The organism is Stappia sp. ES.058 (genome assembly GCF_900105595.1).
Lineage (GTDB): Bacteria > Pseudomonadota > Alphaproteobacteria > Rhizobiales > Stappiaceae > Stappia.
The window spans coordinates 1,466,860-1,488,129 of sequence record NZ_LT629784.1 but is presented as its reverse complement, the minus strand read 5'-3'; the positions used below and the strand labels follow the sequence as shown (position 1 = coordinate 1,488,129).

The window sequence follows — 21,270 nt, the reverse complement described above, 5'->3', positions numbered from 1 at the left end:
GCAAGCGCAATGACAATCGACTCACGGCGAGACGAGGCGCGCGCGCCCGGACTGTGACATCAGGCCGGCAAGTGCATCCATGCCAGCCTGAAATCGATGCTCGTTCGCCACGGTCGCAAGACACAGACGAACCGCCTGCGGTGCGCTTCTCGGTTCCACACAAAAATGCCGCGCCGGGCTTACCCGGACACCGCGTGTGGCGGCTTCTGCCGCAAAGCCGTCTGCTGTCCAGTCCTCAGGCACCGCAAGCCAGGCAATTCCTCCGGCAAGACGATCCGCCTGAAGCCCTGGAAGCCGGGCAAGGCAGTATTCGGCGCGGCGCGCAATTCCGGCGCGCAGCGATGCCGCGCGCTCCGGCAATCCCGGCTGCTCCAGCAGCCAACTCGCCGCATCGGCCAAAAGGGGCGAAACCATCAGGCTCGTTGCGTTCAACACCGCCTCGATGTGGTGGATCAAACTCTCTGGACCCACGGCATAGCCGACGCGCAACACCGGCGCGACGCATTTTGACAGTCCGTACACCAACACCGTGCGCTCCGGCGCAATGGATGAAAAGCCCGGTTCCGCATCGGGCATGAGAAAGCCGTAAATCCGGTCTTCCACGATCATCAGACCCTGGCGTGATGCGACCGTGGCAAGATCGGCACGTCGTGTCTGCGGCATGGAAATACCGGTCGGGTTCTGTACATCGGGCATCACAACCACCAGCGAAACAGAATGCCGGCGACAGACCGCCTCAAGCGCGTCGGGACGCATGCCATTTGCATCGCCCGCGACCGGGTGCAGGGCGATGCCCAACGCCACGGCGGCCCCGATTACACCCGGATATGTCGCCGCATCGCAGGCGATCCCGCCACCGCGACCGGCAAGGGCCTGAAAGGCAGCGAAGAGCGCGGACTGGGCGCCATGTGTCAACAGGACCTCGCGCGCATCGGTGCCCGGCCGCCACTTCGCGAGAAACCGCGCCGCGGCAGCACGATCCTCCACCCTTCCGGCAGGAGAAGAATAGCCGACCGGCACGAGGCCGTCCGTCATCCGCGACACGGCCCGTTCAAACGCCGCCCGAACCAGTGGCGAGGCATCATGCATCTGGAAGCCGTTGACGGCGAAGTCGACAATTCGCGACTGCGGATCGGCGTCATCTGGCCCAGAGGGCGGAAAGGCGGCACGCCGATCCGGCCCGCCGACAAATGTCCCTCGGCCCACCTCGCCATGGGCAAGTCCCGCAAGGACCAGCCCGCGGTAGGCCCGCGCCACGGTCGCGGGTGCGCAGCCCAATTGCCACGCGGCTTCGCGGATCGGCGGCAGACGCGTCCCGGGCGCCAACGTTTCGTCGGCGATCCCCGCGCGCAGATGCGTTTCGATGGACCGAGCGGTCGCGGGCCCGGTTTGCATATCGGCCGTAATCTGCGAGAATATTGTCATCAGTACAATATAGTCATTGTATCACTTTTTGTCTCAGTCAGCTTGGATGGATCGAAGTACAATTCGAACGCCAGGAGATGGCGAATGCCCTCCGATTTTTTCATGCCACTCGCCCAATACGGCGTGCTTGTCCTGTTCATTGCCGCAATGGTCGGGTCTCCGGGACCGGCGAACATGTCGCTGATGGCCAGCGGACTGGCCTTCGGCGCACGTCCCGCCGTTCCGTTTCTGCTCGGCACAATGAGCGGATTTCAGATGATTTTCTGGTTGAATGTTCTGGGGCTCTACGCGCTGCTGCAAAGTGCACCCGAGGTGTTCCAACTGCTGCGTTGGATGTGCATTGGCTACATCCTTTATCTTGCCTGGACGATTGTCCGCTCCGGAAGCCGGCAGGCCGGGCGGGCCACGCGTGTTCCGGGATTTCTGCGCGGCTTCTGGGTGCATCCGCTCAATCCCAAGGCTTATGCGATGCAGATCGCGGCGATTTCACAGTTCGTTTCGCCCGACCGCTATCTTGCGGATGCGCTCCTGACATCGCTCACGTTCTGGGTGGTTGGCGGCGCCCTGAACGGCCTGTGGCTGGTGGCTGGCGGCAAGCTGCGGTCAGCGACCGGCAACCCCTCTTTCCTGTACACGCTGCAAGTCGTGCTGGCGGTCGTCATGGTCGGCTCGACGATCGCGAGCTTGCAAATGATCCCGCCTTGATGGCACAGGAAAGATCCTGGACCCATTCGCGGTGACCTTTTCATGTCGGTTTCACTCGATTCCATCCGCGCCGCCGCCCACCTGATATCCGGGGCGGTGATGCGAACGCCGTGTCTTCCGGCGCCGAAACTCTCGCGCCTCACAGGCGCGGACGTCTGGGTCAAATACGAGAACCTCCAGGTGACCAACGCGTTCAAGGAGCGCGGCGCGCTGGTGAAACTGTCGGCATTGTCGCCCGAAGAGCGCAGGCACGGCGTCATCGCCATGTCGGCCGGCAATCATGCGCAGGCGGTTGCCTATCATGCCGGACGGCTGGGCATTCCCGCGACCATCGTCATGCCTGAGCCGACGCCCTTCGTAAAAGTCGCCGCCACGCGCGGATATGGCGCGCGCGTCGTGCTTGCAGGCGAAATGCTCGCCGATGCACAGGCCGAAGCCGAGCGGATCGCGGAAGCGGACGGCCTGGTCTGGGTGCACCCCTATGACGATGCGGCAATCATCTGCGGCCAAGGCACCATCGCGCTGGAGATGCTCGAAGATCATCCGGGCCTCGACTGCCTTGTCGTGCCTGTCGGCGGCGGCGGGCTGATTTCGGGCATGGCAACGGCCGCGAAAGCGCTGAAGCCGGACATCGAGGTTATCGGGGTGGAAGCCGCGCTCTACCCCTCGATGAAAGGCGCATTGAACGGAGAGGCCGTTCAGTGCGGTGGCGCGACGCTGGCTGAAGGGATCGCGGTCAAGAACGTCGGCAAGCTGACGCTGGAGATCGTGCGCGAGACCGTCGACGATATCCTGCTGGTGGACGAGACGGACATCGAACAGGCGGTGAACGCCTATCTCACCCAGCAAAAGACGATGGCCGAGGGCGCTGGCGCTGCCGGGCTCGCGGCCTTGCTCTCCCACCGCGAACGCTTTGCCGGCCGCAGCGTCGGACTGGTGATGTGCGGCGGCAATATTGACCCGCGGCTGCTTTCCTCGATCATGGTACGCGGCCTGGCGCATGAGGGGCGTCTGGTGTCGATCCGCATCACGACCCCGGATCGCCCCGGCGTTCTGGGTGACATTTCGACCCTGATCGGATCGCTTGGCGGAAACATTCTCGAAGTGTCCCACCATCGGCTGTTTCTGAATGTGCCGGCCAAGGGCACCACCCTGGACGTTACGATGGAAACCCATGACCGGACACATGCCGAAGAGATTCTCACCGCTCTTGAAGGTCTGGACGTCAGCGTGCGGATGCTGGACTTGGGCGAATCGCGCCTGTGACCCTTGTCCGATTTGACAGCGCACCCCGCAATCCCCACTTCAGGTGTGCACTCAAACGAAAGGACATCATGACCTCCCCTTCCCCGCAACACGAGATAGAGGATGGCTTCGCGGATGCCGCCGGCTTCGGCGCATTCAACGATCCGCGCCTCTTCGCGAGCGTGCGTACGAACCGCATCTTCGCCTTCGTCATCGACGCGATCCTGATCGGCGCGGTGACCCTCATGGCGACGGTTCTGGTGTTCTTCCTCGGGATCTTCACGCTCGGATTGGGTTGGCTGCTGTTTCCCATCCTGTGGCCCGCCGTCGCCCTCATCTATGTCGCGCTGACCCTTGGCGGACCAACCAGCGCAACGCCGGGAATGCGGGCGATGGGCGTGACCATGCGCATGGTCCGTGGCGGGCGGCCCGATATCCTGATCGCCGGCATGCATGCCCTGCTGTTCTGGTTCTCGGTGTCCCTTCTCACGCCGCTCGTGTTGGCGGTTTCGCTGTTCAATTCCGAAAAGAGGCTGTTGCACGACCTTGTCATCGGGGCCGTCGTGGTGAACCGGGCTTCCGACGCCCGCTAGCACCTTACGCACGTGGGGTCTGGCAAAACTTTCCTGAATCAAGCTCTTCCGCAAAGCATTCCTTCTTTGCGAAGACGCTTGTGACAGCTAGAAAGGAGCTGGCGTAAGTCGCGCCGCGCCCTTTGGCGCGAGCGGAAAGAGGATATGGGCCGACCGCATGCTGCCAGCCGATCCCGCCATGATCCTCACGTTCGTGGTGATCGTCGCCACGATCGTGCTCTATGCGATGGAGCGCTTCGCGCTGGAATATGTGGCGCTTGGGTCGCTCGTTGCACTGATGGCGATCTTCACCGTGTTTCCCGGAAAAACCGGGATCGGACCGGCAGAGCTCCTGGCAGGTTTCGCAAACCCGGCGCTCGTGACCGTCACCTGCCTTCTGATCGTCGGGCAGGCGCTGTTCCAGACGGACGCGCTTGAAAAGCCGGCGCAATTCATCGTCAAGGCGACGAAACGCCATCCACACTTGGCTGCCGCGCCGATCCTCATTGCCGTCGCAGCGATCAGCGGCTTTTTGAACAACACACCCGTGGTGGTGATGTTTCTTCCGATCTTGTCCGCGGTCGCCGCCGCCCAGGGCAAGTCCTCCGCCCGGCTGCTGATGCCGCTGTCCTTCATCGCCATCCTCGGCGGCATGACGACGCTCATCGGCTCCTCCACAAACCTGCTTGTCGCCGACGTGGCCGCGCGCACCAGCGACGTGCGTCTGGGGTTCTTCAGCTTCACCGGACTCGGCTTGATCCTCGCCGCCGTCGGGGGATGCTATGTCCTGTTCGTGATGCCGTATCTTCTGCGCCCGCGAAAAACCATGGCGGACGAGTTACAGCCCTCTTCGGGCAAACAGTTCATCGCCCAGATCCACATCACCAACGGTCACCCGCTGGAAGGCGCGACGGCAGTCGCGGGATTGTTCCCCGCGCTCAAGGACATGACCGTACGCCTTGTGCAGCGCGGAGAACGGCCGATCCTTCCCCCTTTCGAAAACGTGACACTTCGCCCGGGCGACACGATGATCGTCGCCGCCACGCGCTCGGCCCTCACCGCGGCACTGGCACGCAGGCACCCGCTTATGGGGACGGACAGCGATGAAACCGGCGAAGCCGAGACTTCCGTGCCGCAGCGCTCCCTCACGCTGGCGGAAGCCGTTGTCGCGCCGGCCTCCAGACTGAGCGGGCGTACCATTGCCCAGAGCGGCTTTCACACGGAAACAGGCTGCGTCGTGATGGGTGTCCAGCGTCGCTCCCGCATGCCCCGCATGGCGATGACGGAAATCCGTCTGGAGCCCGGAGACGTGTTGCTTCTGGCTGGCGGCGGCGATGAAATCCAGCGGCTGCGCACGTATCGCGACGTCCTCCTTCTCGACTGGTCGGCCGCGGAGGTGCCTCCGCGCAGGCTCGCGCCGCGGGCACTGATGATCTTCATGGTCATGGTTTTCCTGAGTGCATCCGGTCTGGTGCCGATCGTGACAGCGGCCGTCGGCGCGACTTTCGCGCTGATTGCGTCCGGGTGTCTGAACGTGCGTCAGGCGCTGCGTGCCGTCGACAGCCGGATCTTCATGCTGATCGGCGCCTCGATCGCCTCGGCCACGGCACTGGAGGTCACCGGCGGGGCGCGGGTGATCGCCGACGTTCTTGTCACCCAGCTTCAGAACCAGCCGCCGATGGTGATCCTGTCCGCTCTCTATTTCCTGGTCATGATGCTCACCAACATGTTGTCAAACAACGCAACTGCGGTGCTGTTCACCCCCATTGCCGTCAACATGGCCGTCCCGACCGGTCTGCCGGTGGAAGCCTTCGTGACCTGCGTGATTTTCGCGGCCAACAGTTCGTTCGCCACACCGATCGGCTATCAGACGAACCTGATCGTGATGGGGCCGGGTCACTACCGGTTTTCCGATTTCCTTATCGCTGGCACACCGCTTGCCATTTTGCTCTGGCTGACGTTCACTTTGGTTGCGCCCGTATATTATGGTTTCGCCATGCTGTAGCGGGCGATGAGCGGAGACCGAGCAAACGTGACGCGGCACCCAACCGATACACCGCAATTTTATCTGACCGCCCCTGCGCCCTGCCCCTATCTGGACGGACGCCAGGAACGTAAGGTCTTTACCCATTTGGTCGGATCCAAGGCGCAAACGCTCAACGATGTCCTGACCCAGGGAGGCTTCCGGCGCAGCCAGAATATCGCCTACCGACCCGCCTGCGAGGACTGCAAGGCCTGTATCTCGGTTCGTGTGCGGGTCGACGACTTCCGCTGGACCCGGGCGTTTCGCCGCCTGTGGCGCAAGAACGCCGACATCATCGGCACAGCGTCCGCACCGGCACCCTCGTCGCAGCAATACGATCTCTTCCGTCACTATCTCGACGCCCGTCACACGGACGGCGGCATGTCCGACATGACCGTACTCGACTACGCGATGATGGTGGAAGATACCCATGTGGAGACCATGCTGGTCGAATACCGCAAGCGCGGTCCCGACAGTTTCCTCACCGGGCGCGGTGATGGGCCGCTTCTTGCCGTCGCACTGACCGATATGCTGAGCGACGGATTGTCGATGGTCTATTCCTTCTTCGACCCCGACGAACGCAGCCGAAGTCTGGGAACGCACCTCATCCTCGACCACATAGAGCGCGCACGCGCGCTGGGTCTGCCCTATGTCTATCTCGGATACTGGGTGAAGGGATCACCGAAGATGGACTACAAGTCCCGTTTCCAGCCTCAGGAACTGCTCAGTCCGGAAGGATGGGCCCCCGCGAACTCGACGGAAGACGGGCCCCCCTCCACAGGCGGATGACCGAGCGCCTCGCCGTGGATCAACGAGCGGTGGCGTCGACCTCGTGACGGATGGCGGCAAAAACCGACCGGAACATCTCCCGTGTCAGCCGCCGGGTATTGGTGTTGTAACGCGAGCAGTGGTAGCTGTCGAAAACCACCGGCGCCGCCTCGGGCGCGTGGCGCGCCGCGTGGCCAAAGGGAAATGCCGACTTGCGCAGCTTCAGCGCAGACAGCGTCGCATCATGCGCGATCCGCCCAAGAGCAAGGATCACGACAGGGTCGCCAAGACGCGCAATCGTTTCCTGCAGATAGGGCAGACAGGTGCGGATTTCCGCACCTGTCGGCTTGTTTTCAGGCGGAACGCATCGCACCGCATTGGTGATCGCGGCATCGACAAGCGCGAGACCATCGTCCGGACGCGCGGCATAACTGCCGCGCGCGAAACCGAAGTCGATCATCGTCTCATAGAGAAGATCGCCGGCATAATCGCCCGTGAACGGACGCCCCGTCCGGTTTGCCCCTTTCAGACCGGGCGCCAATCCAACCACGAGCAGGCGCGGCACCGGCGCCGAGAACGTCGGGACCGGTGCGTTGTGCCATTCCGGATTGCGGGCACGATGCATTTGCCTGAACTCGACCAGACGCGGACAGGCCGGGCAGTCGTGCGGCGGATTCAATGGCAGGGACATACGCGCCGCCGATCAGTAATCGTCGTCTTCGTCGTCGGTCTCGACACGACGCGGACGGTCGGCTGCCGAACGGGCCGGACGCTCGCCCGGATCGCGGCCGACCTTCTTCGAAAGAGTCGCAAGATCGATGAAGTGATCGGCCTGGCGACGCAGATCGTCGGCGATCATCGGCGGCTGGGTCTGAAGGGTGGAAACGACACTTACCTTACGGCCCTTGCGCTGCAAAGCTTCGACGAGCGAGCGAAAATCGCCATCTCCGGAAAACAGGACGATGTGGTCGACATGTTCAACGATCTCCATGGCATCGACCGCAAGCTCGATGTCCATGTTTCCCTTGATCTTGCGCCTTCCGCTGGAATCGACGAACTCCTTCACCGGCTTCGTAACGACCTTGTAGCCGTTGTAATCCAGCCAATCGATCAGAGGACGGATCGATGAGTATTCCTGATCCTCGATCAGAGCCGTGTAATAGTAGGCTCGCAGCAGATAGCCCGTTTTCTGGAACTCCTGAAGCAGCATCTTGTAATCGATATCGAAGCCAATTGTCCTGGCGGTCGAGTACAAGTTGGCGCCATCAATGAACAATGCAACTTTTTCTCTGGGATCAAACATCACTTTCAATGCCTTTCGCTGTAATGCAGGACGGCCTCCGACAATTCGGAAAATATACCATATTAAAGGAGTGGCCGTTCCGGTTTTCCGGCTTCGCCCAACCACTCGTCCAAGAATATCTTCACGCCAACCGTCTTGAAGATCGACCTGCCTACCCCGAGACTTCCTGCCTCCGGATCACGTGCCCGTGAAACACCTATTTCATTTTTTCGGTGCTTCGTTTTTTTCCAGCTGCCTAGTAGGCATCCGGTTTAATTAAGTTCCCTACACCATTCCCACAGGAAACAGCAACAGAACTTCCTGTCTCTTCCACCGCGAGTCGCGCAAAGACACAACCTGAATCGAAAATTAACTTAAAAACAAATATATCGAGAGATCCAAGGCAAGGCTTGCCATAGCCCTGCCGAGGCAGTACATATCGCGGCTTGCCGACCACAGTTTACGGAGAATACCAATGGCGCGCGTGACCGTCGAAGATTGCATCGACAAGGTCGAGAACCGCTTCGAGCTGGTGCTTCTGGCGAGCCATCGGGCGCGGATGATTTCCAGCGGCTCGCCGCTCACCATCGAACGGGACAACGACAAGAACCCGGTCGTTGCGCTGCGCGAAGTGGCCGAAGAAACCGTCAGCCCGGAAGATCTCAAGGAAGACCTGATCCACTCGCTCCAGAAGTACGTCGAGGTTGACGAACCGGAAGCGGATTCGGTTCCCATGGTTCCCAATGCCTCGCACCAAAGCGGCGGAACCGAAGTGAACACCGTCGATGATTCTGCAGTGGAATTCGATCGCATGTCGGAAGAAGACCTTCTGCGTGGCCTCGAAGGACTGGTCCCGCCCGAGCGCAAGGACGATATCTGACGGGATTAGCCGACACCCGCTCGCAATGTCATTTTCTCCGGGGCAGCGACCTTCATGCCCCGGCTTTCCTGCTTTTCATCCGGCGTATTTTTGGCAGTGCGCTCCGGATTGCTGAGGCGTAACCGCGATGATGCGGCAATACGAGCTGGTTGAACGGGTCCAGCGCTTCAATCCGAACGCCGACGAGGCGCTTCTCAACAAGGCCTACGTCTATGCCATGCAAAAGCATGGCACCCAGATGCGCGCTTCGGGCGATCCCTATTTTTCTCATCCGCTCGAAGTTGCAGCGATTCTGACGGATCTGCGGCTTGACGACGCAACCATCGCCGTCGCCCTGCTGCACGACACCATCGAGGACACCTCAGCAACGCGCGACGAAATCGACCGCATGTTCGGTCCCGAAATCGGCAAGCTCGTTGATGGCCTGACCAAGATCAAACGCCTGGATCTCGTGTCCAAGCGGGCCAAGCAGGCGGAGAATTTTCGCAAGCTCCTTCTCGCCATTGCCGACGATGTGCGCGTCCTTCTGGTGAAACTGGCGGATCGTCTGCACAACATGCGCACGCTTCATCACATGCCGGAGCACAAACGCGGACGCATCGCGGAAGAGACGATGGAGATTTATGCGCCGCTGGCCGGGCGCATGGGCATGCATGACATGCGTGAGGAGCTGGAGGACATTTCCTTCCAGACCCTCAATCCGGACGCACATGCGACCATCACCGAACGACTCGCGGCGCTTGAAGCGAAGAACCAGAGCCTGATCAGCGACATCGAGGCGGACCTGACCCACCGGCTGGAAGAACGCGGGATCGCGGCCATCGTTCGCGGACGTGAAAAACGCCCCTATTCGATCTTTCGCAAGATGCAGTCGAAGTCGATCGCCTTCGAGCAACTCTCCGACATCTACGGGTTCCGCGTGATCGTCGGCACCGTGGAGGCCTGCTACCGCGTGCTCGGCGTTGTGCACACCACATGGCCGACCGTGCCCGGACGCTTCAAGGACTATCTGTCGACACCGAAGCAGAACGACTATCGCTCGATCCACACCACCGTGGTGGGGCCGAGCCGCCAGCGCGTCGAACTGCAGATCCGCACGACGGCAATGGACCGGGTCGCGGAATATGGCATTGCCGCGCACGCACTCTACAAGGACGGCGAACTCGGCGGACGGAACATCGCCAAGTTAGACGAGGAAAGCCGCGCTTACGAATGGCTCCGGCGTACCATCGAGATGCTGTCGCAGGGCGACACGCCGGAAGAGTTTCTGGAAAACACAAAACTGGAACTCTTTCACGACCAGGTGTTCTGCTTCACGCCCAAGGGTCGGCTCATCGCACTGCCGCGTGGCGCCACCCCGATCGACTTCGCCTACGCCGTTCATACCGACATTGGCAACACCTGTGTCGGCGCGAAAATCAACGGTCAAATCATGCCGCTCGTGACCGAATTGCGGAACGGCGACGAGGTCGACATCGTCCGCAGTCAGGCGCAAACCCCACCTCCAGCCTGGGAGACCATCGCCATCACCGGAAAGGCGCGCGCCGCAATCCGGCGGGCGACACGCGAATCGGCGCGTGAACAATACGGTTCGCTCGGACGGCATATCCTCGAACGCGCCTTTTTGCGTGCCGGCCATTCCCTGACGGACGAACGTCTCACCGGCGTGATCGGCACGACAGGACACGGCAGCGTCACGGATCTCCTGGCCGCTGTGGGGCGCGGTGACATGCGCGCCCACGACGTCGTGGCCGCAGTTTATCCGGACTATCGAGATGACCGGGCACAAACCGCACCGGTGGAGGGCGAAGAGGGCTGGTTCGACCTCGAGGCGGGAAGCGGCATGAAGTTCCGAGTCCCGGACGCGACTGGACCGGCCGACGAAAAGGACGGAACGCCCGCCTTGCCGATCAGCGGACTGGCCGGCGACCTTCCGGTGTCCTTCGCCCCGAACGGCGGGGCTGTCCCGGGAGACCGCATCGTCGGCATCCTGACACCCGGCGTCGGCGTCACCATATATCCGATACAATCACCGGCCCTGCAGGCATTCGAAGAGGAAACGGATCGCTGGCTCGACGTGCGATGGGATATGAAAAATGACGCAAACGAACGGTTTCCGGCGCGCATCGTGATTTCGGCGCTGAACGAACCGGGGTCCCTCGCGACGATTGCGGCAACGATCGCAGACCTCGACGGCAACATCGACAACCTGAAAATGCTAAAGCGTGCGATGGATTTTCATCAAATCCTCATCGATCTTGAGGTATGGGATCTGAAACACCTCACCCGAATCATGAATCAGGTCAGGGCCAAACCAAATGTGTCGAGCGTGACCCGGGAGATCGGCTGATCCCGCAACCGCGTGGCGCGAGCCGACAAAGAAACGAGCAATGCTTTTTAAACGCCGGACGTCGCCAAACCACTTGGAAAGACTGCGCATCGCAGTCTGGCCACGGCACAGTTTCGCGCGTTCTGCCCGGTATTTCTCAAAGCGCGTCCTGCGTCTGACGGCCAGTCCCAACGCAATCGCGCTTGGCTTCGCCGCCGGAGCGTTTGCCTCGATCACCCCCTTCATCGGACTGCACTTCGTCCTGAGTTTCGTGCTCGCCTTCATTATCGGCGGCAACATGCTCGCGGCCGCCATCGGCACGGCCATCGGAAACCCTGTCACCTTTCCGCTGATATGGGCTTCCACCTACAAGCTTGGCGCGCTCATCCTCTATGGCGAGGCGAAGACACTCGATCACAGGGCTCTTGACCGCCACCTCGAGGGAGGGTTCTTCGAGCGGTCGCTCGATACGCTGCTGCCGTTGATCAAGCCCATGCTGGTCGGCGCCATGCCTCTTGGCCTCGCCATCGGCGTCGCATCCTATTTCCTAGTCTACTACAGCGTGCGCACCTATCAGCGCTCGCGACGCGTCCGCCTGGCCGCGCGGCGTGGACTGGCCTCCAGAAAACGTGGCTAAGCCGATCTCGACGCGCAGTCCTAACGGAGCCATATTGCACGTCGTGCGGCGCAAGCCGTTTCCGTTCGATCGCTTTTAGGAGCATTGTCATGAAGAGTCAGCGCCTGCGTCTCGGCGTCAACATCGATCACGTCGCAACCATCCGCAACGCCCGCGGCGGAGCGATGCCCGATCCGGTGCGGGCCGCGCAGGCGGCCGCGCGCGCCGGGGCCGACGGGATCACCGCGCATCTTCGCGAGGACCGCCGACATATTTCCGACGCGGATATCGAGCGACTGAGCCGGGAAATCGATCTGCCTCTCAATTTCGAGATGGCAGCAACCCCCGAAATGCTGGAAATCGCCCTCAAGGCAAAGCCGCATGCGGCGTGTATCGTTCCCGAGAAGCGCGAAGAACGCACCACCGAAGGCGGACTTGACGCGCGCGGGCAGCACAATCAACTCGCCCCGATTGTCGCGGAACTGGCCGACAACGGCAGCCGTGTCTCGCTGTTCATCGAAGCCGATCGCGCGCAGCTTGACGCGGCCGTCTCGCTGGGGGCCCCGGTTGTGGAACTGCACACCGGACGGTATTGCGACCTTCACGCTGCGGGCGACCTCTCGGCTGCGGCGAGCGAATTGACCCGAATACGCGATGCGGCCCGCTATGGCGCCTCGCTCGGGCTTGAGGTCCATGCCGGCCATGGGCTTGCCTTCGAGACCGTGGCCGACATTGCTGCGATCCCCGAACTGGCGGAACTCAACATCGGCCATTTCCTGATTGGCGAAGCGATCTTCGTCGGACTGGAAGCCGCAATCGCGGAAATGCGCCAGCATATGACGCTTGGCCGGGCCCGGGCGGCCTGATCCATGATCGTCGGCATCGGCTCGGACCTGATCGACATTCGCCGGATCGAAAAGACGCTGGAGCGGTTCGGCGAACGCTTCGTCATGCGCGTCTTCACCGAAGAAGAGCGCTACCGTTCCGACCGGCGGCGCCTGCGCGCCGCCTCCTACGCCAAGCGCTTTGCCGCAAAGGAGGCCTGCTCCAAGGCGCTTGGAACAGGGATCCGCATGGGGGTTGCCTGGAGGGAGATGGGTGTTGTCAATCTTCCGTCCGGCAAACCGACAATTCAACTTACCGGGTCCGCCGAACACAGGCTTTCAACCCTGGTGCCGGAGGGGTTTCATCCCCGCATCGACCTCACGATTACCGATGACGACCCGCTGGCGCAGGCCTTCGTCGTGATCACGGCGTGGCCCGCAGACTGGCCACAGTCCCTATCGCCATCGACGAGCGACCGCTGAGGCGTCGTCATCGGACGCGGCTTTGCATTGCGCAGGCGAAAGCGAGCCGGTACAAGCCAAGATGCACATGCGCCGTTTCCTCCAGGCGCATGCACGCGCGGGACGGTTTTGCCGAAAGGATGCCTCTATGGGCCGCGCCAGGCCGGGAGTCTGCACAAACGTGTATTCCCCCTTCCGGCTTGGCCCTGTAAGCCGCCGGATGCCGGCAGCAGATATGCGTTCAAATCGCGAAGGATCAAATGAGCGTGTCTGAAGACAAGAAAAGCAAAGACGGTGGCGTCTACGAGACCACCAAGGTGCTTGTGCAGGCGCTTGCGCTCGCGCTGATCGTACGAACGTTGCTGTTTCAGCCCTTCAACATCCCCTCGGGATCGATGATGGACACGCTGTTGATCGGCGACTACCTGTTCGTCTCGAAATACAGCTACGGATATTCGCAGTACTCGTTTCCCTATGGGCTGGTCCCGATCGAAGGTCGGATCTGGGCGGAGGAGCCCGAACGCGGCGACGTTGCCGTGTTCAAGCTTCCGCGCGATAATTCAACCGACTACATCAAGCGCGTGATCGGCCTGCCCGGCGACGAGATCCAGATGATTGATGGCGTGCTGAACATCAACGGCACCGCTGTCGAACGCACCCGGATCGACGACTTCATCTCCACCGATTCCTTCGGCAGCGTGCGGCGGGTGCCGCGCTTCCGCGAGACCCTGCCGAACGGCGTCAGCTACGACACGCTCGATCTCACCATGCGCGGGACATGGGACAACACCCGCGTCTACAAGGTGCCCCCGGGGCACTATTTCATGATGGGCGACAACCGCGACAACTCGACCGACAGCCGCGTGCTTTCCGCCGTCGGCTATGTCCCGTTCGAGAACTTCGTCGGACGAGCGGAGATCCTGTTTTTCTCGGTGGACGAAGACGCCTCCGCCTGGATGTTCTGGAAGTGGCCATGGACGGTGCGGTTCAACCGCCTGTTCCGGACGCTTTGACCGGTCGGCCCACCGCGCGGACACCGTATCGATGACCCCAGACACCGCACAGCGCACGGCCGAGAACGACCTGCAGACCCGGCTCGGCCACAGGTTTTCCGACCGGTCGCTGCTGACACGCGCCCTCACCCACGGCAGTGCCACGGCCAGGGGCGATGCCGGCACAAGCTACCAGCGCCTTGAATTCCTTGGCGACAGGGTGCTCGGGCTGGCCGTGGCCACGATGCTGCATCACAATTTTCCCCAGGCAGAGGAAGGCGAGCTTGCACGGCGGCTCAACCAGTTGGTTCGCCGCGAAACCTGCGCGGACGTGGCTCGGGACCTTGCGCTTGGCGAGGCCATCGTTTTCGGCGACAGCGAGGCGCAGACCGGAGGACGCAAGAAAACCGCAATCCTCGCCGATGTCTGCGAGGCGATCATCGCGGCAATCTATCTGGACGCGGGTCTTTCTGCGGCGCAAGATCTTATCGAGCGGCACTGGGGGCCGCGCATGACCAGCTACAGCGGCCCGCTGCGCGATCCCAAAACCATGTTGCAGGAATGGGCACAGGGGCGCGGGAAAACCGCGCCACGCTACACGATGACGGACCGAAGCGGTCCCGATCACGCGCCGCGCTTTACCGTGCGCGTCGACATCGACGATACCGAACCGGCCTTCGGGACCGGGGGATCAAAACGCCTTGCCGAGCAACGCGCGGCCGAAACCGCGCTCGTGCGCGAAGGCTTGTGGACGGAGACAGACCCCACGTGAACGATACGCCAGACGAGACCGCCGGCCAGACCGGTGCTACGCCCGAACCCGAAGTGATCGCAGCGTCGGAAACGCGCGCGGGCTTCGTCGCGCTGATCGGGGCGCCGAACGCCGGCAAGTCGACGCTGCTCAATGCCCTCGTCGGGGTGAAGGTCTCCATCGTCACCCACAAGGTGCAAACGACGCGCACGCTTGTGCGGGGCATCGCCATGCAGGACGCCTCGCAGATCATCTTTGTCGATACGCCCGGCATCTTTCGGCCGACGCGACGGCTGGAACGGGCGATGGTCGACACGGCCTGGGGCGGCGCGCGGGAAGCAGATATCGTCGTCCTGCTCATCGATTCCAAGAAAGGCATCGATGAGCGCGCCGAGGCCATACTCGACCGGCTGGCGGACGTCAAACTGCCGAAGATCCTGGTTCTCAACAAGATCGACATCACCAAGCGCGACCACTTGCTCGAACTTGCACAAAAGGCAAATGAGCGCGTCGCCTTCGACGAGACCTTCATGGTGTCGGCCTCCAAGGGCTTCGGCCTCGACAAGCTGATGGATTTTCTCGCCGCCGCGGTGCCGCCAAGCCCGTGGCTCTACCCGGAAGACCAGGCATCGGACCTGCCGATGCGCATGCTCGCGGCGGAGATCACCCGCGAGAAGCTGTTCCTTCGACTTCACCAGGAGCTGCCCTACATGTCGACGGTGGAAACGGAAAGCTGGCAGGAGCGCAAGGACGGTTCGGTGCGCATCGAACAGACGATCTACGTCGAACGCGACAGCCAGAAGATGATCGTGCTCGGCCAGGGCGGGCGCACGATCAAGTCGATCTCTCAGGCGGCGCGCGGAGAGATTGCCGAGGTGCTCGGATGCCCCGTGCATCTCTTCCTTTTCGTCAAGGTCCGGGAAAACTGGGCCGACGATCCCGAACGCTACCGCGAGATGGGGCTGGAATTCCCGCGCTGACACGCAGCGTGCGGACAGGAACGGCTGGCAACCATGGAATGGAGTGACGACGGCATCATACTCGCGACCCGTCGGCACGGGGAATCGAGCGTCATCCTCGAGGTCATGACGCGTGGGCGCGGACGACACATGGGGCTGGTGCGCGGCGGTCGAAGCCGCAAGATGCAGGCGGCGCTGCAACCGGGCAACACGGTAGACCTCGTCTGGCGCGCGCGGATCGACAATCATCTCGGCACGTTTGCGGTGGAACCGGTGAAACAGCGCGCCGCCGATCTGATGACGGCGGCCACCGGTGTTTACGGAATACAGGCGTTGGCGGCGCTGCTTCATCTGCTTCCCGAACGCGACCCCCACCCCCTGCTGCATGCCGGACTGACGGCCATGCTGGACCATCTCGGCACGCCGGCGATTGCGGGGCCGTTGATGGTCCATTTCGAGTTGCAGGTGCTTGCGGACCTCGGGTTCGGTCTCGACCTCGGGGAATGCGCCGCAACGGGCCAGCGCACGGACCTCGTCTACGTGTCTCCAAAGTCCGGCCGCGCCGTCTGCAGCACGGCCGGCGCCCCTTACGCGGATCGGCTTCTGCCGTTGCCGGCGTTTCTGCGCGCGCGCGACGACGCGGAAGTCACGACCCCGGGATCGGAGGTCGATGCCGCGGCGCTGACCGATGCGTTTCGCATGACAGGCTATTTTCTCGACCGGCATGTCTACGCCCCGCGCGGCGTACCGGTGTCGCCGGCGCGCAACGGCTTTGTGGAAGCTGTCCGTCGTGCCGGAGAGCGAACCTGAAATGCACCGGTTCGCCTCGCCGATACGCCGGCTTTGCGTTGCGCGATTCGGTGAATGGCTGTAGCCAAGACGTATGGGAAAAGACCTGATTCCGCCCGGCGGCATTGAACCGATCAATTTGCGCGATGCGCTCGAAGAGCGCTATCTCGCCTACGCACTTTCGACGATCACTCACAGAGCGCTTCCGGATGTGCGCGACGGATTGAAACCCGTCCACCGTCGCCTGCTTTACGCCATGCGCCTGTTGAAGCTGGACCCGAATGCCGGCTTCAAGAAATGCGCCCGCGTCGTCGGCGATGTCATGGGTAAATACCACCCGCATGGTGACCAGGCGATCTATGACGCGCTGGTGCGTCTGGCGCAGGATTTCGCCGTTCGCTACCCGATGGTCGACGGTCAGGGGAACTTCGGCAACATCGACGGCGATAGCGCGGCTGCCATGCGCTACACCGAGGCGCGGCTGACCGACATCGCCATGCGCACGCTCGAGGGGCTGGACGAGGATGCGGTCGATTTTCGCGAAACCTATGATGGCCTCGACAAGGAACCGGTCGTTCTTCCAGGCGGGTTTCCGAACCTTCTCGCCAATGGCGCTTCCGGCATCGCCGTTGGCATGGCAACCTCGATCCCGCCGCACAACATCGGCGAGCTTTGCGCCGCAGCCCAGCACCTGATCAAGACACCCGACGCTTCGACCGAGGAACTGATGACCTTCGTCCAGGGGCCGGACTTCCCGACCGGCGGCGTGCTGGTGCGCAACGACCCGGCCTTCCTGGAAGCCTATGAAACCGGTCGTGGCGGCTTTCGCGTCCGGGCACGCTGGGAGGTCGAGGACCTGGGGCGCGGCACCTGGCAGGTGGTGGTCACGGAGATCCCCTATCAGGTGCAGAAATCCCGCCTGATCGAAAAGATCGCGGAACTGCTTCAGGCGCGCAAGCTGCCCCTGCTCGACGATGTGCGCGATGAATCCGCGGAAGACGTCCGGCTTGTGCTCGTGCCGCGCAGCAAGAACGTCGACGCCTCGCTCTTGATGGAATCGCTTTTTAAGCTGACCGACTTGGAAAACCGGTTCTCGCTCAACATGAACGTGCTGTCTGGCGGACGCGTTCCGATGGTCATGGGCCTCGGCCAGGTTCTGCGCGAGTGGCTCGACCATCGCAAGGACGTGCTGGTGCGCCGCACCAACCACCGGCTCGGCCAGATCGAACACCGGCTGGAAGTGCTTGGCGGCTATCTGATCGCCTATCTGAACCTCGATGAGGTGATCCGCATCATCCGCGAAGAGGACGATGCGAAGGCGTCCCTGCGTGCTGCCTTCGAACTCAGTGACGTTCAGGCCGAAGCCGTCCTCAACATGCGCCTGCGCGCCTTGCGCAAGCTTGAGGAAATCGAGATCCGCAAGGAGCATGACAAGCTCACCGCAGAGCGCGAGCAATTGCTGACGCTTCTCGGCTCCGACGCCCGGCAATGGACGCGCATCGGCAAGCAGATCGCGGAACTGGCGAAGGTCTACGGCCCTGAAACCGCGCTCGGCAAGCGCCGCACCACGTTCGGCGATGCGATCGACATCGACGTTACCGACATTCATCAGGCGATGATCGAAAAGGAACCGATCACCGTTATCGTGTCGGAAAAGGGTTGGGTTCGGGCCCTCAAGGGCCACCAGAGCGATCTGTCCACGCTGTCGTTCAAGCAAGGCGATTCGCTGAAGCTGCATCTCTTCGCGGAAACCACCGACAAGCTGCTGGTCTTCACCACCGGCGGCAAGTTCTTCACCCTCGCTGCCGACAAACTTCCCGGCGGTCGCGGGCATGGCGAACCGTTCCGGCTGATGGTCGACATGGACGAGGGCCACGACGTCGTCGACGTGTTCGTCTCGAAAGGCGACCGCAAGCTGTTGCTGGTTTCGACGGAGGCACGCGGTTTTGTCGTCAACGAGGCCGACGTCATCGCCAATACCCGCAAGGGCAAGCAGGTGCTGAACGTTGCGACGCCCGTCGAAGCGAAACTCTGTGTTGCCGCGACGGGCGATCATGTCGCGATCATCGGGCGAAACCGCAAGCTTCTGGTTTTCCCGCTGGCGCAGGTGCCGGAAATGAGCCGCGGGCGCGGCGTGAGGCTGCAGCGCTATCGCGACGGCGGCGTCTCGGACGCGGCCGTGTTCGACGGTGCCGGCGGCCTGAGCTGGGTCGACAGCTCGGGGCGCAGTTTCACCCGCACGCTCGAAGAACTGACGGACTGGCGCGGCGACCGGGCCCAGGCCGGGCGGCTGCCGCCGAACGGCTTTCCCCGCTCAAACACCTTCGGACGGCGGACCCTTTAGGCCGTACTGCGCACAAGGACAAGCCCCATGATCCCGCCATTCCAGTTCAACACCACCCCCAGGATCGTGTTTTCTGCCGGCGCCGCACGGGACCTCGCCAGCCACATCGCCGCGCTCGGATCGCGCATTCTGGTGATCAGCGATACAGGCCTGATCGACGCCGGACTTCTGGATGCACCGCTTGCCGCCCTCAAGGCGTCCGGGATCGAGACAACGCTTTTCAGCGACGTTGTCGCCGACCCGCCCCGCGCCGTGGTGATGGCGGCAGCGGACGCCGGACGTGATTTCGGTGCAACCGGCGTTCTCGGATTCGGCGGCGGCTCGTCGCTCGACGTCGCCAAACTCGCCGCGCTGCTGTGCGCCAGCGACGAGGCGCTGGACGACGCCTGGGGCGTCGGCAATGCGAAGGGCCCTCGCCTGCCGCTCGCCCTTGTGCCCACGACCGCCGGCACCGGATCGGAAGTGACGCCGATTTCCATCGTTACAGTCGAGGACGATGAAAAGCGCGGCGTGGTCTCTCCGGTGATCTTGCCGGATGTCGCCATTCTCGATGCCGAACTGACACTGGGTCTTCCCGCCCATGTGACGGCCGCGACCGGAGTGGACGCCATGGTGCACGCGATCGAGGCTTTCACCTCCAGATCGCCCAACAACAACCCCGTATCGCGCGCCCTCGCCGAGGAAGCGCTGCGGCTTCTCGGCGCCAACATCGAAGCGGCGGTCGCAGACGGCGCGAACCTTAACGCCCGAGCGGCCATGCTGCTTGGCTCCCTGCTTGCGGGGCAGGCCTTCGCCAATTCCCCCGTCGCGGCAGTACATGCACTCGCCTATCCTATTGGCGGACGCTTTCATGTGCCGCACGGCCTGTCCAACGCGCTGGTGTTGCCGCATGTGTTGCGCTTCAACGCGCCGGAGGCGGCAAAGGAATACGCGCAGATCGCGCCACTCGTCTTTCCGCAACTCGGCCAATGCGAGGGGGCGCAAGAGTGCGCCGCACGCTTTGCAGAGGAGCTTGGCGCGCTCAACGCAAGACTTGGATTGCCGGCGGGCCTCAGGTCGGTCGGCATCGGCGAGGATGATCTCGCCGGACTTGCCTGCGACGCGATGAAACAGACCCGGCTTCTGGTCAACAATCCGCGCGAGGTCGACGAAGCCGATGCGCTTGCAATCTATCGCGCGGCCTATTGAAATCCGCGTCACGGACCCTTCCCCGACCATCGGGACACCACGCATGAGCCAGCGCATCCAGCCGTTCTCGCGGGACGGGTTTCAGGTCTTTCGCGAGATCCCGACACGGTGGATGGACGTCGACACGTACGGCCACGTCAACAATGTCGAATATCTGAGCTATTTCGACACGGCCGTGAACGGCTGGCTCATCTCGCACGGCACGCTCGACCCGCGCTCGTCCGAACAGGTGTTTCTTGTCGTGGAAACCCAATGCAGCTATTTCGAGGAGCTGACCTTCCCCGATACGGTGCACGCAGGACTTCGCGTCGTGCGGCTTGGCGGAAGCTCCGTCACCTATGAAATCGGCCTGTTCCGCAATGACGGGCAAACGGCCTGCGCCCAGGGACGCTTCGTGCATGTGCAGGTGGATGCACAAACCCGCCGACCTGTGGAAATCAGCGGAGGACGCCGCGCCTTGCTGGAGACCATCAGGTCACATAACGATTAAACTCAAAATTTCATGATATTGAGAAGGTTTCTTGAAGTGGCTTATGAGGTCTGACCTTCGGTCATCCCCACTTTTTGCACAACCTCTCCACAGGTCAGCCGGCCGTTTTCAACAGCCGTGCCTTCTCGCGGCTCCAGTCCCGTTTCTTCTCGGTCTCGCGCTTGTCATGCAGCTTCTTGCCACGCGCAAGCGCAAGCTCAAGCTTCGCCGTGCCCTTTTCGTTGAAGTAGAGGCGCAGCGGGACGATCGTCTTGCCGTCCTTTTGCACGGCCGCGGACAGGCGCGCGAGTTCGCGCGCATGCACCAGAAGCTTGCGCCGGCGGCGTGGTTCGTGATTGAAGCGGTTCGCCTGCAGGTACTCCGGGATATAGGAGTTGATCAGCCACAACTCTCCCCGCTCGTCGCTGGCGTAGGATTCCGCGATGTTGGATTTCCCAAGACGCAGCGCCTTCACCTCGGTGCCGGTCAAGACGATACCGGCCTCGAGCGTGTCCTCGATCTCGTAGTTGAAGCGCGCTTTGCGGTTTTCCGCAACGATCTTGCGGCCGCCTTCGGTCGCCTTCTTCTTGGCCATGGTAATGCCCGAGCGCCGGCGGGGTCTCAGTCCACGCCGGCGCTGTCCTTGT

General features: G+C 62.5%; 21 protein-coding genes. 17 read left to right on the top strand and 4 right to left on the bottom strand.

The window, feature by feature from the left end:
• Nucleotides 1-21: 21 nt before the first annotated feature.
• The gene (locus tag BLU32_RS06850; RefSeq protein WP_172838542.1) at nt 22-1,395 is read right to left on the bottom strand and encodes a PLP-dependent aminotransferase family protein; all 1,374 of its coding nucleotides are present in this window, start codon (nt 1,393-1,395) and stop codon (nt 22-24) included.
• Nucleotides 1,396-1,509: 114 nt separating this feature from the next.
• Between BLU32_RS06850 and BLU32_RS06845 the strand changes: the two genes are divergently transcribed.
• The 5 genes from BLU32_RS06845 to BLU32_RS06825 all read left to right on the top strand — a co-directional run bounded on the left by BLU32_RS06845 (nt 1,510) and on the right by BLU32_RS06825 (nt 6,759).
• Nucleotides 1,510-2,130 carry a LysE family translocator gene (locus BLU32_RS06845; RefSeq protein ID WP_157727548.1) on the top strand — a complete coding sequence of 207 codons (621 nt, stop codon included), beginning with the start codon at nt 1,510-1,512 and terminating at the stop codon, nt 2,128-2,130.
• Between the two features lie 42 nt (nt 2,131-2,172).
• Complete coding sequence (locus tag BLU32_RS06840; RefSeq protein WP_093805581.1) at nt 2,173-3,396, top strand: threonine ammonia-lyase; 1,224 nt, start codon at nt 2,173-2,175, stop codon at nt 3,394-3,396.
• A gap of 68 nt (nt 3,397-3,464) precedes the next feature.
• The gene (locus BLU32_RS06835) at nt 3,465-3,968 is read left to right on the top strand and encodes an RDD family protein (protein WP_093805580.1); all 504 of its coding nucleotides are present in this window, start codon (nt 3,465-3,467) and stop codon (nt 3,966-3,968) included.
• A 157-nt stretch (nt 3,969-4,125) separates the two neighbouring features.
• Complete coding sequence (locus BLU32_RS06830) at nt 4,126-5,952, top strand: SLC13 family permease (RefSeq protein WP_093805579.1); 1,827 nt, start codon at nt 4,126-4,128, stop codon at nt 5,950-5,952.
• Between the two features lie 27 nt (nt 5,953-5,979).
• Nucleotides 5,980-6,759 carry an arginyltransferase gene (locus BLU32_RS06825; protein WP_093805578.1) on the top strand — a complete coding sequence of 260 codons (780 nt, stop codon included), beginning with the start codon at nt 5,980-5,982 and terminating at the stop codon, nt 6,757-6,759.
• A gap of 19 nt (nt 6,760-6,778) precedes the next feature.
• On the opposite strand, the gene BLU32_RS06820 is transcribed toward BLU32_RS06825, so the two are convergent.
• Together BLU32_RS06820 and BLU32_RS06815 are read right to left on the bottom strand one after the other, a co-directional pair.
• On the bottom strand, nt 6,779-7,429 hold the full coding sequence (locus BLU32_RS06820; protein WP_093805577.1) for a uracil-DNA glycosylase: 651 nt from the start codon (nt 7,427-7,429) through the stop codon (nt 6,779-6,781).
• A 12-nt stretch (nt 7,430-7,441) separates the two neighbouring features.
• On the bottom strand, nt 7,442-8,041 hold the full coding sequence (locus tag BLU32_RS06815; protein WP_093805576.1) for an NYN domain-containing protein: 600 nt from the start codon (nt 8,039-8,041) through the stop codon (nt 7,442-7,444).
• Nucleotides 8,042-8,495: 454 nt separating this feature from the next.
• Between BLU32_RS06815 and rpoZ the strand changes: the two genes are divergently transcribed.
• The 12 genes from rpoZ (at nt 8,496) to BLU32_RS06755 (ending at nt 20,644) form a co-directional block, all read left to right on the top strand.
• Nucleotides 8,496-8,900: a DNA-directed RNA polymerase subunit omega gene (rpoZ, locus tag BLU32_RS06810; RefSeq protein WP_093805575.1), complete on the top strand. Its 405-nt coding sequence runs from the start codon at nt 8,496-8,498 to the stop codon at nt 8,898-8,900.
• Between the two features lie 127 nt (nt 8,901-9,027).
• Nucleotides 9,028-11,250 carry a bifunctional (p)ppGpp synthetase/guanosine-3',5'-bis(diphosphate) 3'-pyrophosphohydrolase gene (locus BLU32_RS06805; protein WP_093805574.1) on the top strand — a complete coding sequence of 741 codons (2,223 nt, stop codon included), beginning with the start codon at nt 9,028-9,030 and terminating at the stop codon, nt 11,248-11,250.
• Nucleotides 11,251-11,323: 73 nt separating this feature from the next.
• Nucleotides 11,324-11,866: a DUF2062 domain-containing protein gene (locus BLU32_RS06800; protein ID WP_371326958.1), complete on the top strand. Its 543-nt coding sequence runs from the start codon at nt 11,324-11,326 to the stop codon at nt 11,864-11,866.
• An 89-nt stretch (nt 11,867-11,955) separates the two neighbouring features.
• Nucleotides 11,956-12,711 (top strand): pyridoxine 5'-phosphate synthase, encoded by a 756-nt coding sequence (locus BLU32_RS06795; RefSeq protein ID WP_093805572.1) that lies wholly within the window; start codon nt 11,956-11,958, stop codon nt 12,709-12,711.
• Nucleotides 12,712-12,714: 3 nt separating this feature from the next.
• Nucleotides 12,715-13,152 (top strand): holo-ACP synthase, encoded by a 438-nt coding sequence (acpS, locus tag BLU32_RS06790; RefSeq protein WP_093805571.1) that lies wholly within the window; start codon nt 12,715-12,717, stop codon nt 13,150-13,152.
• 239 nt (nt 13,153-13,391) lie between these two features.
• On the top strand, nt 13,392-14,144 hold the full coding sequence (gene lepB, locus BLU32_RS06785; protein WP_093805570.1) for a signal peptidase I: 753 nt from the start codon (nt 13,392-13,394) through the stop codon (nt 14,142-14,144).
• A 31-nt stretch (nt 14,145-14,175) separates the two neighbouring features.
• On the top strand, nt 14,176-14,895 hold the full coding sequence (gene rnc, locus BLU32_RS06780; protein ID WP_093805569.1) for a ribonuclease III: 720 nt from the start codon (nt 14,176-14,178) through the stop codon (nt 14,893-14,895).
• Nucleotides 14,892-15,854: a GTPase Era gene (gene era, locus BLU32_RS06775; RefSeq protein ID WP_093805568.1), complete on the top strand. Its 963-nt coding sequence runs from the start codon at nt 14,892-14,894 to the stop codon at nt 15,852-15,854. The genes rnc and era overlap by 4 nt, the downstream gene beginning before the upstream one ends.
• Before the next feature lie 33 nt (nt 15,855-15,887).
• Complete coding sequence (gene recO / locus BLU32_RS06770) at nt 15,888-16,643, top strand: DNA repair protein RecO (protein WP_093805567.1); 756 nt, start codon at nt 15,888-15,890, stop codon at nt 16,641-16,643.
• Nucleotides 16,644-16,716: 73 nt separating this feature from the next.
• Nucleotides 16,717-18,966, top strand: a complete 2,250-nt coding sequence (gene parC, locus BLU32_RS06765) for a DNA topoisomerase IV subunit A (protein ID WP_093805566.1) — start codon at nt 16,717-16,719, stop codon at nt 18,964-18,966.
• 30 nt (nt 18,967-18,996) lie between these two features.
• Nucleotides 18,997-20,154: an iron-containing alcohol dehydrogenase gene (locus BLU32_RS06760; protein ID WP_093810689.1), complete on the top strand. Its 1,158-nt coding sequence runs from the start codon at nt 18,997-18,999 to the stop codon at nt 20,152-20,154.
• Nucleotides 20,155-20,197: 43 nt separating this feature from the next.
• A complete protein-coding gene (locus BLU32_RS06755; RefSeq protein ID WP_093805565.1) occupies nt 20,198-20,644 on the top strand; it encodes a thioesterase family protein in 447 nt (148 codons plus the stop codon).
• A 94-nt stretch (nt 20,645-20,738) separates the two neighbouring features.
• Here BLU32_RS06755 and smpB read toward each other — a convergent pair whose 3' ends face one another.
• Nucleotides 20,739-21,218: an SsrA-binding protein SmpB gene (smpB, locus tag BLU32_RS06750; RefSeq protein WP_093805564.1), complete on the bottom strand. Its 480-nt coding sequence runs from the start codon at nt 21,216-21,218 to the stop codon at nt 20,739-20,741.
• Nucleotides 21,219-21,270 lie beyond the last annotated feature (52 nt).